14 protein-coding genes and 2 pseudogenes are annotated in these 16,385 nt (G+C 63.1%); 13 read left to right on the forward strand and 3 right to left on the reverse strand.

Features of this window, described 5'->3' with window-relative positions:
• A pseudogene (locus QU595_RS21450) lies at window positions 1-113 on the forward strand (IS630 family transposase); the annotation flags it as partial.
• Window positions 114-205: 92 nt separating this feature from the next.
• Here the strand turns inward: QU595_RS21450 and QU595_RS21455 are convergent.
• Window positions 206-1,456, reverse strand: coding sequence for an NAD(P)/FAD-dependent oxidoreductase (locus QU595_RS21455; RefSeq protein WP_315925736.1), 1,251 nt, complete (start codon window positions 1,454-1,456; stop codon window positions 206-208).
• 504 nt (window positions 1,457-1,960) lie between these two features.
• Between QU595_RS21455 and QU595_RS21460 the strand changes: the two genes are divergently transcribed.
• The 10 genes and pseudogenes from QU595_RS21460 (at window position 1,961) to QU595_RS21505 (ending at window position 11,255) form a co-directional block, all read left to right on the forward strand.
• Entirely contained in the window at window positions 1,961-3,262 is a 1,302-nt protein-coding gene (locus tag QU595_RS21460) for an imelysin family protein (RefSeq protein WP_315925738.1), read from the forward strand.
• Between the two features lie 94 nt (window positions 3,263-3,356).
• A complete protein-coding gene (locus QU595_RS21465; RefSeq protein ID WP_315925739.1) occupies window positions 3,357-3,668 on the forward strand; it encodes a (2Fe-2S)-binding protein in 312 nt (103 codons plus the stop codon).
• Window positions 3,634-4,119, forward strand: a complete 486-nt coding sequence (gene bfr / locus QU595_RS21470) for a bacterioferritin (RefSeq protein ID WP_315925741.1) — start codon at window positions 3,634-3,636, stop codon at window positions 4,117-4,119. The genes QU595_RS21465 and bfr overlap by 35 nt, the downstream gene beginning before the upstream one ends.
• A gap of 16 nt (window positions 4,120-4,135) precedes the next feature.
• The gene (locus tag QU595_RS21475) at window positions 4,136-5,791 is read left to right on the forward strand and encodes a di-heme oxidoredictase family protein (RefSeq protein ID WP_315925744.1); all 1,656 of its coding nucleotides are present in this window, start codon (window positions 4,136-4,138) and stop codon (window positions 5,789-5,791) included.
• Entirely contained in the window at window positions 5,791-6,873 is a 1,083-nt protein-coding gene (locus tag QU595_RS21480) for an imelysin family protein (protein WP_315925746.1), read from the forward strand. Before QU595_RS21475 ends, QU595_RS21480 begins: the two co-directional genes overlap by 1 nt.
• 17 nt (window positions 6,874-6,890) lie before the next feature.
• Window positions 6,891-7,991 (forward strand): DUF1513 domain-containing protein, encoded by a 1,101-nt coding sequence (locus QU595_RS21485; protein ID WP_315926463.1) that lies wholly within the window; start codon window positions 6,891-6,893, stop codon window positions 7,989-7,991.
• Between the two features lie 88 nt (window positions 7,992-8,079).
• A pseudogene (locus QU595_RS21490) lies at window positions 8,080-9,032 on the forward strand (IS1595 family transposase).
• A gap of 327 nt (window positions 9,033-9,359) precedes the next feature.
• The gene (locus QU595_RS21495; protein ID WP_315925748.1) at window positions 9,360-10,313 is read left to right on the forward strand and encodes a hypothetical protein; all 954 of its coding nucleotides are present in this window, start codon (window positions 9,360-9,362) and stop codon (window positions 10,311-10,313) included.
• A 3-nt stretch (window positions 10,314-10,316) separates the two neighbouring features.
• Window positions 10,317-10,478, forward strand: a complete 162-nt coding sequence (locus QU595_RS21500) for a hypothetical protein (RefSeq protein WP_315925750.1) — start codon at window positions 10,317-10,319, stop codon at window positions 10,476-10,478.
• 276 nt (window positions 10,479-10,754) lie between these two features.
• Window positions 10,755-11,255, forward strand: coding sequence for an MmcB family DNA repair protein (locus tag QU595_RS21505; RefSeq protein WP_315926465.1), 501 nt, complete (start codon window positions 10,755-10,757; stop codon window positions 11,253-11,255).
• 61 nt (window positions 11,256-11,316) lie between these two features.
• Here QU595_RS21505 and QU595_RS21510 read toward each other — a convergent pair whose 3' ends face one another.
• Both QU595_RS21510 and QU595_RS21515 read right to left on the reverse strand, forming a co-directional pair.
• A complete protein-coding gene (locus QU595_RS21510; RefSeq protein WP_315925752.1) occupies window positions 11,317-12,603 on the reverse strand; it encodes a polyhydroxyalkanoate depolymerase in 1,287 nt (428 codons plus the stop codon).
• A gap of 290 nt (window positions 12,604-12,893) precedes the next feature.
• Complete coding sequence (locus tag QU595_RS21515; RefSeq protein WP_315925754.1) at window positions 12,894-13,268, reverse strand: septal ring lytic transglycosylase RlpA family protein; 375 nt, start codon at window positions 13,266-13,268, stop codon at window positions 12,894-12,896.
• Between the two features lie 424 nt (window positions 13,269-13,692).
• Between QU595_RS21515 and cmk the strand changes: the two genes are divergently transcribed.
• Both cmk and rpsA read left to right on the forward strand, forming a co-directional pair.
• Entirely contained in the window at window positions 13,693-14,343 is a 651-nt protein-coding gene (gene cmk / locus QU595_RS21520) for a (d)CMP kinase (RefSeq protein WP_315925756.1), read from the forward strand.
• A 188-nt stretch (window positions 14,344-14,531) separates the two neighbouring features.
• Window positions 14,532-16,232 carry a 30S ribosomal protein S1 gene (gene rpsA / locus QU595_RS21525; RefSeq protein WP_315925758.1) on the forward strand — a complete coding sequence of 567 codons (1,701 nt, stop codon included), beginning with the start codon at window positions 14,532-14,534 and terminating at the stop codon, window positions 16,230-16,232.
• The last annotated feature ends 153 nt before the right edge of the window (window positions 16,233-16,385 follow it).

Genomic DNA, 16,385 nt, shown 5'->3' on the forward strand with positions numbered 1-16,385 from the left:
AGCGAACCATCGAAGAGACGTGGCGACACGTCGGCAACCTCGTCTCAACCATCGAACCAGGCGAATGCGCCAACTACTTCAAGAACGCCGGATACGCTTCCGTCAAAACATGAAATGCTCTAGCGTAAAAATGCAAAGGCGGCGGAGAAATCCGCCGTTTTTTTTCGCTTCGTGGCAACAGCCCGTCCGGCTGGCGGCGGTTCCGCTAACCAGCGGCGGCGGCCGTGCCCTGCTGGAACGCGGCAAGAGCCGCCTTGAGCGCGTCTGGCCCGGCCGTGACCAGTGAATCCGCAGGCGAGAAGCCGGCGCCCAGCATCTTGCGGCCCAGCATGTGATCGGCCGGGCGGTTGACGGATTCGATGGCGATCAGCCTGTCCCCGGCAAAATGATAGACGGAGAATTTGTTGTCGGCCGCGTCGCCCGCGACGACGTGGCGATCGCCACCCAGCGCCAGCCCCACCATCTGCAGCTTCATGTCGCCGATGTCGGACCAGAACCAGGGCACGGCGGAATAGGCTTCCTCGTGGCCGAGAATGGTGCGCGCGGCGAGCCGGGCCTGATCGGTCGCGTTCTGCACCGATTCCAGGCGGACGTCGCCGCCCGTGAACCAGTGGCGATAGTTCACCGCGTCACCGACCGCCAGCACCTCCGGGACGGAAGTCCGCATCTGGGCGTCGACCCTGATGCCGTTGCCGACGGCGAGCCCCGCCGCCGCGGCCAACTCGACATTGGGCACCACCCCGATGCCGATGACGACGAGCCGAGCCGGTATCCTCTCGCCCGAAGGCAGCACCGCCCCGGCCACATGGCCGCCCTCGCCTTCCAGCCGGGAAACGGTCGTGCCGGTCAGCACGCGCACGCCGATCTCTTCCAGCCGGCGATGCACGTGCGCGGCGATGACGGGCGCGACGGCGCGACCCAGCACCCGATCGGCTGCTTCGATCACGGTTACGTTGCGACCGGCGGCGCGCAGCGTGGCCGCGATTTCGAGCCCTATGAACCCGCCGCCGATGATGACCGCGTCCTCGGCCTTGCCGCTCAGTTCGCGGATCAGGCGCGCATCGGCCACCGAGCGCAGCGAAACCACGCCGGCGAGATCGGCGCCCGGCAACGGCAAGGTGCGCGGGCGCGACCCTGTCGCGAGGATCAGCCGGTCGAAGGACAGGGTGCCGCCAGCGGCCAGTTCGAGGCGCCGGCCTGGAATGTCGATGCCACGCACCTCGGTGCCCGGCCGGAAGTCGATCTCGTGGCCGGAGTAGAAGGCTTCGCCGCGCAAGGGTTGCGGTTTGGCCTCGGCATCCTTGATGAAGGTCTTGGACAGCGGCGGCTTGTGGTAGGGCAGTTCCGCCTCGTCGCCGACAAGGACGACCGGTCCGTCGTAGCCCTCCTCGCGCAGGCTGGCGGCCGCCTGCACGCCCGCGTGACCCGCTCCGACAATGACCACACCATTCTTCATGGGACCACACCGTTCTTCATGGGACGCTGTTCAATGCCGTTCGCCACGGCTTCCGGCTGCAGATTAATCGGTGGCGAAAACCGGCGATCGCCTGCTTGCGCCGCAAGGGATGCGCAAGCGGTCGCACCCGGACGGGCAGGCTGTCAATGCGCGCAACGTCACAAGACCAGGTTTCGCGACGACGCCGGCACGAGCGAAACTTGATTTTCCTAGTTTAGAATTATTCTAAACTATTGTTTCAATTGGCTTTTCTTGACGATTTCGGTTGACTTTCGGCAGCTCCGCAGCTTTATGAGCAAACGCGTCACATGACGCATTCCTTTGATGTCTGGGCCTTGAACCCTTTCGATTGGAGGCACTCGATGTTTCTTGCCGGCGACCCGATCCGCCCTGCGACTCTGCGCCTGCCTTGTCAGGCCCGCATCGAGCGCTTGCGTCCAAAATTCCGTTTTCGCCTCGCCGCGCCCCACGGCCTCCACTGACCTTGCCGGGAGAAATTACCTGATGAAGACCAAAGTAACGGTTCGGCTGGGAAGCAAGCTGACGGCGGTGGGCGCCACCGCAGCCCTGACGGCCGCGGCCTTCGTGTTTCCCGCCAAGGCGGATGTCGATCCCAAGGCGGTCATCAAGACCTATGCCGACATCGGCCTTACCAAGTTCGAGGACGCGCTGACCACTGCCAAGGCGCTTGACGCGGCCGTCGACTCGCTGATCGCGAAACCTTCCGAGGATACCCTCAAGGCCGCCCGGCAGGCCTGGAAGGCCGCTCGTGTCGTCTACCCGCAGACCGAGGCCTACCGGTTCGGCAATCCGGTCGTCGATGCCTGGGAAGGCCGGGTGAACTCGTGGCCGCTGGACGAAGGTCTCATCGACTATGTCGATGCGAGCTACGGCACCGAATCCGAGGAGAACGCCCTCTATACGGCGAATGTCATCGCCAACAAGGCGATCAAGATAAACGGCAAGGAGGTCGATGCCTCGAAGCTGACGCCGGAATTCCTTTCGGGCACCTTGCAGGAGGCCGACGGCGTACAGGCCAATGTGGCGACCGGCTATCACGCCATCGAGTTCCTGCTTTGGGGGCAGGATCTCCACGGCACGGGGCCGGGCGCAGGCGAGCGCCCCTACACCGACTACGATACGGCCAACTGCACCCATGGCAATTGCGACCGCCGCGCCGAATATCTGAAGTCCGCGGCGGACCTTCTGGTGTCGGACCTGCAGGAAATGGTCGATAGCTGGAAGGAGGGCGGCGCGGCCCGCAAGCATCTCGAGGACGGCCAGCCGAATGCCGGCCTTTCCGCCATCCTGACCGGCATGGGCTCTCTTTCCTATGGCGAACTGGCCGGAGAGCGCATGAAGCTCGGCCTGCTGCTGCACGATCCGGAAGAGGAGCAGGATTGCTTCTCCGACAATACGCACATGTCGCATCTGGGCGACGCCATCGGCATCCGCGCCGCCTATCATGCCAATTACAAGCGGCTGGACGGAACGGAAATATCGGGGCCGTCGCTGTCCGACATGGTGAAGGAGGCCGATCCGGCGCTGGACAAGGAACTGTCGGCCAAGCTCGACGCCACGGTCGCCAGCATGGAAGCCATCAAGGCGCGCGCCGATGCCGGAGAAGCCTATGACCAGCAGATCGGGGAAGACAACAAGGAAGGCAATGCGACCGTACAGGCGGCGATCGACGCGCTGATCGACCAGACCAAGTCGATCCAGCGCGTGGTTTCGGCACTGAAGCTCGACGCCATCGCCTTCGAGGGGTCCGACAGCCTCGATTCGCCGGACAAGGTCTTCAAGTAGGGACAAGGAGCGCGGCCGGCCAGCCGGGCGGCAACACAGGGCCGGAACGCCAGCATCTCCCTTAGGAAACATCGCCAGCCATCCAGAGCAAGCCATGCTGATCTGCCATTGCAACATCATCACCGAGCGGGAGATCGAACAGACCATCGTCGGTTTGCTCGACCAGGATCCCTGGCAGCTCATCGTGCCGGCCAAGGTCTATCATGCGATGATGAAGCGCGGCCGCTGTTGCGGCTGTTTCCCAAATGTGGTCGAAACGATCATTCGGGTGACCGAGGAATACCATGCCCGCAGCGAGACGGGTGCAACGGATGTCGTTTCGCACCTCGATCGCGTCAGGGCCCTGCGCGACCAATTTGGGAGGAAGCTGAATGAAAGGCGAAGCACAAGTCATCGAGCGGCTTAACGAAGCCCTCTTCCTCGAGCTCGGCGCGGTGAACCAGTACTGGGTCCACTACCGCCTCCTGGAAGACTGGGGATACCAGAAGCTGGCGAAGAAGGAACGCGAGGAATCGATCGAAGAGATGCAGCATGCGGACAAGCTCGTCGCGCGCATCATCTTCCTCGAAGGCCACCCGAACCTCCAGTCGGTGGCGCCGCTGCGCATCGGCCAGAACGTCAAGGAAGTGCTGGAATCGGATCTGGCCGGCGAATATGACGCACGCACGTCTTACAAGCGCTCACGCGAGATCTGCAACGAACTGGGCGACTACGTCACCATGAAGCTGTTCGAGGAACTGCTCGCCGACGAGGAAGGCCATATCGATTTCCTAGAGACGCAGCTCGACCTGCTCGCCTCCATCGGCGAGGAAAAGTACGGACAGCTCAACGCCGCGCCGGCCAACGACGCCGACTGAGCGAAGGCATGTGGACATGCGGCGCTTCCTGACCTCGCTGCGCCGCGCGCATGACCATTGCATCGAGGGTCTGACATCCGCGGTAAACGGCTTTGGGAGACGGATCGCGGACGTTTCCGGATCCGGCATTTGCATATGGGTGCCGACCGGGCTCTGGCTGGCGGCCGCAGCAACCCTGCATCTTTCGATCTTACCGGGCTACGCCGGCAATCTCGATACGCCGGGGCTGGCGACCGTTCGCGGCGACCTGACGCCGAGCGATCTCGCCCGCGTCCGGTCGGTCACCAGGCCGGCGAGCGATTTCAGCAAAGCCGAAACGTTCGAGGCCATGCAGGGCGGCGCCGGCACGACGCGAAAGCCCGTCAACGCGGAGTCCTTCTCGCAGCCTTCCGCCAATATCACCTTTGAGGAAGAAGCGACCTTCCGGCTCGGAAACGGCCTGTTCCGCAAGAACTGGGTGTCGTCGCCCTCTTCCACGCAAGCGTCCGACGGGTTGGGTCCCCTGTTCAATGCGCGGTCGTGCCAGAGCTGCCATGTCAAGGACGGTCGAGGCCATCCGCCCGAAGGCGGCGTGGATGCCACGTCCATGTTCCTGCGGCTGGCGCGCACGGCATCGACGCAGGAAGAGAAGGCCGAACGGGCAGCGCGCAAGGTGCTGAACTTTCCCGATCCGGTCTACGGCGCGCAGCTGCAGGACCTTGCCGTTCCCGGCATCGCCGGCGAAGGCCGGATGAAGATCACCTATGAGGAAAGGCCGGTCACGCTGGGCGACGGCACGGTGGTGTCGCTGCGCAAGCCGACCTATTCGGTCGAAGACCTCGGCTACGGCGCGCTCGATCCCCGCACGACGCTGTCGCCGCGCGTTGCGAACCCGATGATCGGCCTCGGCCTGATCGAACAGATTTCCCCGGCAGACATCCTCGCCCAAGCCGATCCCGGAGACCGCGACGGCGACGGCATTTCCGGCAAGCCCAACATCGTGCGCGACCCTGCGACCGGCCAGATGACGCTGGGACGGTTCGGCTGGAAGGCCGAGCAGGCGTCGATCCGTCAGCAATCCGCGGATGCCCTCGCAAACGACATCGGCATCTCGTCGCCGGAGGCGCCCCGGCATTGGGGCGACTGCACCGGGGCGCAGAAGGCATGCCTGGCGATGCCGACAGGCGTCCAGAAGCGCCTCGGCGACACGGAAGCGCCGCCGCCGGTGATGGACCTCATCACCTTCTACTCGCAGAACCTTGCCGTTCCGGTGCGGCGCGACGTCGATAAGCCCGACGTGCTGGCCGGCAAGGCGGTTTTCTACCGGCTCGGCTGCACCGGCTGCCATACGCCGAAATTCGTCACGCGCCGTGACGCGCCCAACAAGGCGCAGTCGTTCCAGCTCATATGGCCTTATTCCGATTTTCTTCTGCACGATATGGGCGAGGGGCTGGCCGACGGCCAGGCGGTGGGCGACGCGACGGGAAGCGAATGGCGCACCCCGCCCTTGTGGGGCATCGGCCTGACGAAGACCGTAAGCGGCTACGGTTTTTTCCTGCATGACGGCCGCGCCCGCAACCTCACTGAAGCAATCCTGTGGCACGGCGGCGAGGCGCAAAAAGCGCGCGACCGCTTCGCGGCGGCACGAGCCGCTGACCGTGCCGCACTCATCAGATTCCTGGAGTCGCTATGATGCCCAAGCGCCTTTTGCTCATGCTTGCCCTGCCCCTCTCATTAGCGGCCGGCAGCCCGCCGGCTTCGGCCGACGTGAAGGCGTCCGACGTAATCGGCCGCGCGGTCGACGGTTTCGTGCGCCCGGCCTATGAAAACCTCCGCGATCACGCCGCCGCCACTGCGGGCGCGATGAAAACCCTGTGCGACGTGCCGTCGAAGGAGCATCTGGATGCCGCGCGCAACCAGTTCTCCGGATTGGTGGACGCATGGTCCACGGCGGAAATCATCCGTTTCGGCCCCATCACCGAGAAGAACCGGCTGGAGCGGATGCTGTATTGGCCCGACCGCAAGGGCATAGGCTTGAGGCAGGTGCAGGCGGCGCTTGCCGCGAAGGACCCCGCAATTGCCGATCCGGCCGGCATTGCCGGAAAGAGCGTCGCCATGCAGGGACTGGGCGCATTGGAATTCGTGCTCTATGGCACCGGCGCCGACACGCTTGAAGTGGCGGACGATCCCTATCGCTGCGTCTATGGCCGTGCCGTCGCCGGCAATATCGAGCAGATATCTGCCAATGTGAGCCAGGAATGGAACAAGCCCGACGGTTTTGCAGCCACATGGGAGAAGCCCGGTCCCGGCAATGCCGTCTACCGTGACGGCAGCGAAGCAGCGACGGAGCTTGTCGGCATGTTCATCGACGGGCTGGACCAGATCCGCGACGTGCGCCTGAAAGGGTTCCTCGGCCGCGACGCCGAGACGGACAAGCCGCGGCTGGCGGTCTACTGGCGCTCCGGCAAGACCGCAGATTCGCTTGCCGCCAATCTCGCCGCCATGGACGACCTGCTCCAGGTCTCCAGGCTCGAAGAGGCGCTTCCGCAAGATTCGCGCTGGATCGCGCAATCGATCCACATCCAGCTCGCCAACGGAGTGGCCGCCGCCAAGGCCGCGTCAGGGCCCATCGACGCGGTGCTGGACGATCCGAAGCGGCGCGAGCGGCTGGAGCATTTCCTGCTTATCACCAGCAGCCTGTCCAACCTGTTCGGCACGCGCATGACGGCCGCTTTCGGCCTGACCGCCGGGTTCTCGTCGCTGGACGGCGACTGAAACGGGGGATGACGATGCTGAAGACGCCGCTCATCGATCGCCGCAATTTTCTCAAGGCAGCCGGCGCGGGCTTCGCAGCGGCCATGACGCCGGGCGCCTGGGCAGCGGCGCTCGACACCGGCGCCGTCTTCGCCACGGCCTATGTGCGCCACGGCGGAGGCTACGGCGCGGCCGTGCTTTCGGAGGAAGGCAGGATCCTCTATGCCGTCGACCTGCCGGATCGCGGCCATGGCGTGACCTTCGATCCCGCCTCGCGGCGTGCGGTGGTGTTTCCGCGCAAGCCCGGCACCATCGCCGTCGCTTTCGACCATACACGCCGCGAAAGGCCGGTAACCTTCGCCTGTCCGGAGGGCCGCCATTTCTACGGCCACGGCGTGTTCTCCCCGGACGGCGCCCTGCTCTACGCCACCGAGAACGACTTCGACAACGCCGCCGGAATGGTCGGCGTCTACGATGCCCGTGACGGATTCACGAAGGTGGGCGAGTTCCCGACCCATGGCGTCGGCCCCCATGAATTGCTGCTTGCCGGCGACGGCACGACGCTCGCCATCGCCAATGGCGGCATCGAAACCCATCCGGATTTCGGCAAGGCCAAGCTCAACCTCGCCACCATGCGGCCCTCCTACGTGCTGATCGACCGCATCAGCGGCGATCTCCTCGAGAAGCACGGGCTGCCGGCCAAGCTGCACCAGCTTTCGATCCGGCATATGGACGTGGATTCGGGCGGCACCATCTGGTTCAGCTGCCAGTACGAGGGGGCCACAACCGACAGGCCGCCCCTGGTCGGACGCGCCGCGCGCGGCAAGGACCTCGAACTGCTCGACATGCCCGAAACGGCGCTGAACAGCCTGCGCAACTATATCGGCGCCATGGCTGCCAACCGCGAGGCCGGCACGATGGCCGTGTCGTCGCCGGCGGGCAACAGCTATGTCGTGTTCGATACCGCCAGCGGCAAGGTGATTTCCGCCTCCGACATGACCGAGGTCTGCGGCATCGCGCCGGACCGTACGGGCTTCATGGCCACCAGCGGAGCGGGTGCCATCGCGCGGCCGGATGCGCCGCCGGTGGCCGAGCCGGACTATGTCTGGGACAACCACCTGCTCAGGGTCCGCGGTTGATCCCGACGCCGCCGATTTCAGCTGAAAGGCGATTATATATTTGACAAACCCAACGGATGAGCGATAACAAATACAAGGAGTTATCGCTATGTCCGTTTTGTCCCGCCCTTATTTCCACGACGAAGCCGCCGCTTTCCAGCATGTCGAGGAAATGTTGTGGCCGCAGGGGCCGGTTTGCTTCCACCGCGGCTCGATGGACAAGCATTATGCCTTGAAGGGCGTCCGCACGAAGCCTTCGAAGAAGAACCCGCACGGCATTGAGCGCCACGGCCTCTACAAGTGCTCGGCGTGCCGCAAGCAGTTCACCGTGCGCATGGGCACGATCTTTGAGGAAACCCACCTGCCGCTGCATAAGTGGCTACAGGCGATCCACCTGATGTGCTCCAGCAAGAAGGGCATTTCGGCACATCAGCTCCATCGCGTTCTGGAATGCACCTACAAGACGGCTTGGTTCCTGGCCCACCGCATCCGTGAGGCCATGCGCCCTGACGGTTTCACGCCTATGGGCGGCAACGGCAAAACCGTGGAAGCGGATGAAACCTACATCGGTCGCTTGAAAGACACCCCGGTCAAGACCGGCGGCGCGGCTCACAAGAACACCGTTCTTACGCTGGTCGAGCGTGGCGGCGTTGCCCGCTCCTTCCATATCGACACCGCCCGCATTGGCACCGTTGTTCCGATCGTTCGCGCCAACATTGCGAAGGAAAGCGCACTGATGACCGACGAGAGCGGCATCTATCGCCGCCTCGGTGAGAGTTCGCTTCGCACGATTTCGTCACGCACTCCAAGGATGAATATGTCCGTTACGAAGGCGAAAAGCGTATCCATACCAACACCGTCGAAGGCTACTATTCGATCTTCAAGCGCGGCATGAAGGGCGTGTATCAGCATTGCGCCGAACATCACCTGCACCGCTATCTTGCGGAGTTCGATTTCCGCTACACGAACCGCGTTGCGCGCGGCGTTGATGACGGCGCCCGCGCCTTCCTCGCGTTGAAGGGGGCTAAGGGCAAGCGGCTGACGTACCGTAGGCCTGATTAATTCTAAGCACGAGCATTATCGGAAGCCGGTCCAACTTCAACTTCCTCTTTGGAAAGGGATTCACAAACGAAAGCGGCGGTGATAGGATCACCGCCGCCCTATTCCTACATAGTGGCCCACTTTGAGGCTCTGCAACCCGGCCGGTTGCGGAGCCTCTTCATTTATCCCGCGCCGCGTCCGTGGACCGTGACGGCGGCTGGGGAAACCCTCCTGATTCGCATCGCGCGCCTCCTTTCTGGAGGCGGATAATACTCTACGCGCTTGCGTCGTCAATCCCTATCATGATAATGGACCAATAAGGATCGATTTTCTTATTGGAGATTAATCGTGAGCGATACAGTGGTGGTCCAATCCAAACCGAAACGCGAACGCAGCCCATCGTTCCCATTTATCCCGCTCCAGCAGGCAACCAAGCGCCTCCAGGAATTTGAGGCGACCTTCGGCCGCCATCCTGCTCCCGCAAAGCATACCGGCGGCGCGTGGGGAATGAAGGGGTGGACAAGTCAAGCGCAACAGACGCTTGCGGCGCTTAAAGCGTTTGGTCTGGTGGAATACAGTGGTTCCTCCAAGGATTTGACGGCGGCCATCACCGACGATGGACGAACCTATCTCCGCGCGCAGCAGGACAGCGTTAAGGCAGAGGTGCTTAAGCGGGTCGCTTTGAAACCAAAAATCATTGCAAAGTATTTTGCTGAATGGGGCGCCGACCGCCCTCCTGACGCCGTTTGCCTCGATCGTCTTGTCTTAAAAGATGGCTTCACGGAAGGAGCCGCGAAGCTGTTTCTGAGTGTCTATGACAGCACTATTGCCTATGCAGGGCTCTCTGATTCTGATAAAGGTGACGATGCTGGAGCCTCCGCCGAGGACGACACCCCTCCATCATCCCGCGCGAAGGTCGGCGACTACGTCTTGATCGAAGTTGACGGCGCATTCGTGTTCAAGGAGCCGAAGCGTGTCGAAGAGATTCAAGAGTTAGACGGCGTAGAATGGGTCTTTGTGGAGGGTGAGACTGCGGCTGTTCAAATGGAACAAGTTACCGTTCAACCCGCTCCGCTCGTGGTTAGCCCGCCACCAGTTGTCGCATCTGGTGCAACACCACCGACGCGCACACTTCCGACATTGCCTAGCGATTGGAGCGAAGAGATTCTGATTGATGATGGAGGCGAAGAGATCAAGATCCAGTATCGTGGCGAGCCATCATTGGAACGGTACGAATTTATCCGAGACTACCTTGCCTTTAAGATCGGACGTTTGGAAAAAATGAAACAGACGAAGGGTTAGGCGTTGCCCGAAAGAAAGCCCAAGAAGCAGATCGACAAATTCAAGGAAGCCGCCCGCGAACTTGAAGCGGACGACTCCGAAGAAGCCTTTGACGCGAAACTGAGACGAATTGCAGGATCAACGAAAAGCGACGGTCGCAAGCGCAACAGCGATAAAGATCAGTAGCGCTCGAATGTGGTTTAGCAGGCAGACCACGGCAACCACGTCCTGCCTCGTCCAGCGTGCATAATATGGCAGCGCTGCGTCCTCGAACGGGTCTATTGCAGCATCCCGAAACTTCGCGTCGTCGTCTTCGCTGCCTTTGTCGACAAATGAAACCACCCCATAGAACCCTCCCGTTGTCAGAGGGTTAGCCTCTCACCCATCAGTCTGGTTTGTCAAATATACAATCGCCAGCCGAAAACAGGTTCAAACCGTGAACAGAATCTGCCATTGTGGGCCATGCCCATCGTTTCGCCTGTCTCATACAACCCGCTGATCGACGGTCGCCAGTCCGAGCGCGCCATGCTGGTGCGGCGCGGCGTGCAGCGCCTGCTGATGGAAATGGGCGCGCATGTGCTGCCCGAGCTGTCGCTGGCCACCGGCCGCCGCGCCGATCTCGTGGCGCTGACCCGGCAGGGCGACATCTGGATCATAGAGATAAAATCCTCGATCGAGGATTTCCGCGTCGATCGCAAATGGCCGGACTACAGGCTGCACTCGGACCGCTTCTTCTTCGCCACCCACCCCGATGTCCCGGCCGAGATATTTCCGCAGGAATGCGGCTTCATCCTGTCCGACGGCTATGGCGCGGAGATCATGCGCGAGGCGCCCGAGCACCGCATGGCCGCCGCCACGCGCAAGGCGCTGATGCTGAGGATCGCGCGCGCCGGCGCGGCCCGCCTGCTGGCGGCCGAACTGGCGGGCGTCGCGGTGCCCGCGCTGGAAGGCGAGAGCGAATAGCGCGAGGCTGCCGAACCGCCTCGGCTTTAGGGCTCGGTTTTCGTCGCGGGATGCTGCCCGATCAGGCGGCCGCGCTGCCGTCCTGGCCTGCCTTCTTCGGCGCGGTTGCCGCCTTGCCGTTGCGGCCATAGCTGGTGATGAAATCGACGATGCGCGGCACGATCTCGGCCCGGAAGCGCGAACCGTTGAAGACGCCGTAGTGCCCCACCGCCGGCTGCATGTAATGCGCCTTGCGATCGGCCGGAATGTTGACGCACAGCCCATGCGCCGCCTGTGTCTGGCCCAGGCCGGAAATGTCGTCGTTCTCGCCTTCGACGGTGAAGAGCGCAGTATTGCGGATCGCCGCCGGATCGACCGGGACGCCGCGATGCGTCATCTCGCCCAGCGGCAGGGCGTGGCGGATGAAGACCGTGTCCACCGTCTGCAGGTAGAACTCCGCGGTCAGGTCCATGACGGCCAGATATTCGTCATAGAACTCGCGGTGCTTCTCGGCGCCGTCGCCGTCGTTCTTCACCAGATGCATGAAGAAGTCCTTGTGGGCGATGATGTGCCGGTCGAGATTCATGCTCATGAAGCCCGAAAGCTGCAGGAAGCCCGGATAGACCTCGCGGCCGAAGCCCGGCGCCGGCCAAGGCGCCTGCATGATGGCGTTGTCGCGGAACCAGGACAGGTCCTTCTGCTCGGCCAGCAGGTTGACGGCGGTGGGATTGCGGCGCGTGTCGATCGGACCGCCCATCAGCGTCATGGTGGCCGGGGCAAGCGGGTCGCCGCGCGCCTCCATCAGGGACACGGCCGCCAGCACCGGCACCGAAGGCTGGCAGACCGCGACGACATGCGTGTCCGGACCCAGCGCGTGCAGCATGTCGACGACGTAGTCGATGTAGTCGTCGAGGTCGAAGCGCCCTTCCGACAGCGGCACCGTGCGGGCATCGACCCAGTCGGTGATATAGACCTCGGCATGCGGCAGCATCGCCTCGACGGTGCCGCGCAGCAGCGTCGCGTAGTGGCCCGACATCGGCGCCACGAGCAGCAGGCGCGGATCAGGCTTGCGGCCCTTCGGCAGGGCGCGCTCGAAATGGATCAGGTTACAGAACGGGCGCGACCAGACGATCCGCTCCTGCACGGGCACCGGCTTCCAGTCCACCACGGTTTCGTGCAATCCGAATTCCGGCTTGCCGTAGCGGCGGGTGGTACGCTCGAACAATTCCGCCATGGCGGCCACCGAACGCCCCCATGCGGTGTGCGAGAGCGGGTTCAGCGGGTTGCTGTAGAGCAGACGCACCGCGTCGGCATAGGCGCGCGCGGGTTGAAGCGCGGCATGGTTCATTTCATAGAACTGGTAGAACATTGGTGTCCTCGCTGCTGCCTGCGACCGGAAAGGTACGACGAAGCGGCGCCGAGCCTTCAATGTCTCCCAACGAAGTTAACAAGATTTTGTTGCGCCGCAATACGTCACGCAGCGTGAATTAGGCTCATACTTTGGGCCAAGGCATTGGGAATCCGGCAGGATCGGCCGAGACTGCTTGCCGAGCCGGCTACCGGTGCGCATGCGAACGCCATACCGCGCCGCGAAGCGATCGAGCGGACATGAAAAAGGCGCCTATGGCGCCGATTTCGCGTGTCTTGACGGACGGAAATTCAGAGTTGGGCCACGCAGACAGACGCCTGGCCAGCACCGACGAAGCCGAGACGGCTGGCGGCGCCGCGGGAAAGATCGAGCATGCGGCCGCGTACGAACGGTCCGCGATCATTGATGCGAACGACGACGCTCTTGCCGTTATGTTTGTTGGTGACCCTGAGCCGGGTGCCGAAAGGCAGCGAGCGGTGGGCGGCGGTAAGGGCGGAAGGATTCATGCGCTCGCCCGAGGCGGTGCGGGAATGGAGGGCGTACCAGGAAGCGCGGCCGCATTGGCCGGGGGTAGCTGAAGCTGGGGAGGAAGTACCGAGAACAAGGCCGGTGGCCACGGTTGCGAATGTTGCCGCGGCCAGCGCGACGCTTTTGGTGAACTTCATGCGGGATTGCTTGGCTCCGTTGAACGATGGGAGCCGTTAAGCCGGCAAATGCGGCCGCAAATTTGCCGATCCGCCTAGGGTTCCGTTCGAAACGGACAATTTTCGAATCACAGTGACACACTTTGTCAGATATCAGAGGAATATCTTCATAGAACCTGAATCGATCCGACAGGATTCAGGAGTCAATAGTGAAGTAGTTCACAGCTCGATTTCGCAGCCGATTTCCGAAGATTTCGGACGATCCTGGCGCATGTTGCGATAGACTCACAAAGAGCTATCTCGGCGCCATGAAAGCGAGCGGTAGCGGCGCTTGCATCATCACTGCCGATGCATCCTTTTCGTTTAGCCCAGCCTTTCGTTTGCCCGGCACGCTTTCCGGCTGTACAGGCTTTGCGACCGATCATGCCAACAGCGGAGACCCTCCATGTCCCGTCCGCCCGTCATTGCAATCGACGGCCCCGCAGGCGCCGGCAAGGGCACGCTGGCCAGGCGGCTGGCGGACTATTATCATCTGCCGCATCTCGATACCGGACTGACCTATCGGGCGGTGGCGCATATGCTGATCGCGAAAGGCTGGCCGCTCGGCGACGCGCCGCATGCGGTGGAGGCGGCGCGGCTGGTCGATCTCGGCAGCCTCGACAAGGCGATATTGTCGGCACATGCGGTCGGAGAGGCCGCCTCGAAGGTCGCGGTACTGCCCGAGGTGCGCAAGATCCTCGTGGACAAGCAGCGCGCCTTTGCCGCGCAGCCGTCCGGCGCCGTGCTGGACGGACGCGACATCGGCACGGTCGTCTGCCCCGGCGCCACGATAAAGCTCTATGTGACGGCGAGCGCTGAAGTACGGGCCCGGCGACGGCTGGCGGAGATCGAAGCCAATGACGGCGCCGGCGATTTCGCCACGATTCTCGCCGATATCGTGCGCCGTGACGAGCGCGACATGGGCCGCGCGGACTCGCCGTTGAAGCCGGCCGCCGACGCGCACTTGCTCGACACGTCCGAAATGGATATAGAAACCGCGTTTCTGGCGGCTCGCGCGCTCGTGGACGACGCGCTGGCCAAGGGAAGCAAGGCCTGATCGGGTTTCGCGGCTTTCATTGAGATGAAGGCGCGCAATATCCATATCAGGCAGGAACCAGCCTGCCAGCATTCTTAGCGCCGGATTTGCCGCATCGAGCGGCCAGGGCCCAAGGCCCGGAACGCCGGCAGGCCAACGCAACGCTAACCCACGGCGCCGCCTCCCAAGGAGGCATTTCAGGAGAACATATGTCTGTAGCTAATCCCTCTCGCGATGATTTCGCGAGCATGCTCGAAGAATCCTTCTCGGACGGTCATTCGGGCGAAGGCCAGGTCGTGCGCGGTCTCGTCACCGCCATCGAGAAGGACATGGCCATTATCGACGTCGGTCTCAAGGTCGAAGGCCGCGTGCCGCTGAAGGAATTCGGCGCCAAGGGCAAGGAAGGCGGCCTGAAGGTCGGCGACACCGTCGAGGTCTATGTCGAGCGCATCGAGAACGCGCTCGGCGAAGCCATGTTGTCGCGCGACAAGGCGCGCCGCGAGGAAAGCTGGGTGCGCCTCGAGGAGAAGTTCAACAAGGGCGAGCGCGTCGAAGGCGTCATCTTCAACCAGGTCAAGGGCGGCTTCACCGTCGATCTGGACGGCGCCGTGGCCTTCCTGCCGCGTTCGCAGGTCGACATCCGCCCGATCCGCGACGTCACCCCGCTCATGCACAACCCGCAGCCCTTCGAGATCCTCAAGATGGATCGCCGCCGCGGCAACATCGTCGTCTCGCGCCGCACCGTGCTTGAAGAGTCGCGCGCCGAACAGCGTTCGGAAATCGTGCAGAACCTCGAAGAGGGCCAAGTGGTCGAGGGCGTGGTCAAGAACATCACCGACTACGGTGCGTTCGTCGACCTCGGCGGCATCGATGGCCTGCTGCACGTCACCGACATGGCGTGGCGCCGCGTCAACCATCCGACCGAGATCCTGTCGATCGGCCAGACCGTCAAGGTGCAGATCATCCGCATCAACCAGGAGACGCACCGCATCTCGCTCGGCATGAAGCAGCTCGAGAGCGATCCGTGGTCCGACATCGGCACCAAGTTCCCGATCGGCAAGAAGATCCGCGGCACGGTCACCAACATCACCGACTACGGCGCGTTCGTCGAGCTGGAGCCGGGCATCGAGGGCCTGATCCACGTTTCGGAAATGTCGTGGACGAAGAAGAACGTGCACCCGGGCAAGATCCTGTCGACGACCCAGGAAGTCGACGTGGTGGTGCTCGAGGTCGATCCGGCCAAGCGCCGCATCTCGCTGGGCCTCAAGCAGACGCTGGAGAACCCGTGGGAAGCCTTCGCCCGCAACCATCCGGTCGGCAGCCAGGTCGAGGGCGAGGTCAAGAACAAGACCGAGTTCGGCCTGTTCATCGGCCTGGACGGCGACGTGGACGGCATGGTGCACCTCTCCGACCTCGACTGGACCCGTCCGGGCGAACAGGTGATCGAAGAGTACAACCGCGGCGACATGGTCAAGGCGCAAGTGCTCGACGTCGATATCGACAAGGAGCGCATCTCGCTCGGCATCAAGCAGCTCGAGCGTGACGCGGCCGGCGACGCCGCCGCTTCCGGCGAACTGCGCAAGAACGCCGTGGTGACCTGCGAAGTGATCGGCATCAAGGATGGCGGCATCGAGGTGCGTCTGGTCGAAAGCGGGCTGGAGTCGTTCATCAAGCGCTCCGACCTGTCGCGCGACCGCGACGAGCAGCGCCCCGAGCGCTTCACCGTCGGCCAGAAGGTCGATGCGCGCGTCATCGCCTTCGACAAGAAGACCCGCAAGCTGCAGGTCTCCATCAAGGCGCTGGAAATCGCCGAGGAGAAGGAAGCGGTGGCCCAGTACGGCTCGACCGATTCCGGCGCTTCGCTCGGCGACATCCTGGGCGCCGCGCTCAAGAAGCAGGGCGGCAACTAAGCCGTTTTGAAGCTTCGCGCGCCGCCTCCTGCGGCGCGACGCGGCCCGCGAAAAAAGACCCGCCGGAGTCATCCGGCGGGTCTTTTCGTTTAAACAGTCCTGACTTGACGAGACCGTTTCACTGTTTTGTGGAAACGCCGAAACGATCCATCA

Origin of the sequence: Mesorhizobium sp. SP-1A (genome assembly GCF_032460275.1) — a bacterium.
GTDB lineage: Bacteria > Pseudomonadota > Alphaproteobacteria > Rhizobiales > Rhizobiaceae > Mesorhizobium.

What these genes read in the sequence shown, in the direction of transcription:
- QU595_RS21455 (WP_315925736.1), bottom strand. Translation starts at nt 1,456, where the DNA reads ATGAAGAATGGTGTGGTCATTGTCGGAGCGGGTCACGCGGGCGTGCAG.
- QU595_RS21460 (WP_315925738.1), top strand. Translation starts at nt 1,961, where the DNA reads ATGAAGACCAAAGTAACGGTTCGGCTGGGAAGCAAGCTGACGGCGGTG.
- QU595_RS21465 (WP_315925739.1), top strand. Translation starts at nt 3,357, where the DNA reads ATGCTGATCTGCCATTGCAACATCATCACCGAGCGGGAGATCGAACAG.
- bfr (WP_315925741.1), top strand. Translation starts at nt 3,634, where the DNA reads ATGAAAGGCGAAGCACAAGTCATCGAGCGGCTTAACGAAGCCCTCTTC.
- QU595_RS21475 (WP_315925744.1), top strand. Translation starts at nt 4,136, where the DNA reads ATGCGGCGCTTCCTGACCTCGCTGCGCCGCGCGCATGACCATTGCATC.
- QU595_RS21480 (WP_315925746.1), top strand. Translation starts at nt 5,791, where the DNA reads ATGCCCAAGCGCCTTTTGCTCATGCTTGCCCTGCCCCTCTCATTAGCG.
- QU595_RS21505 (WP_315926465.1), top strand. Translation starts at nt 10,755, where the DNA reads ATGCCCATCGTTTCGCCTGTCTCATACAACCCGCTGATCGACGGTCGC.
- QU595_RS21510 (WP_315925752.1), bottom strand. Translation starts at nt 12,603, where the DNA reads ATGTTCTACCAGTTCTATGAAATGAACCATGCCGCGCTTCAACCCGCG.
- QU595_RS21515 (WP_315925754.1), bottom strand. Translation starts at nt 13,268, where the DNA reads ATGAAGTTCACCAAAAGCGTCGCGCTGGCCGCGGCAACATTCGCAACC.
- cmk (WP_315925756.1), top strand. Translation starts at nt 13,693, where the DNA reads ATGTCCCGTCCGCCCGTCATTGCAATCGACGGCCCCGCAGGCGCCGGC.
- rpsA (WP_315925758.1), top strand. Translation starts at nt 14,532, where the DNA reads ATGTCTGTAGCTAATCCCTCTCGCGATGATTTCGCGAGCATGCTCGAA.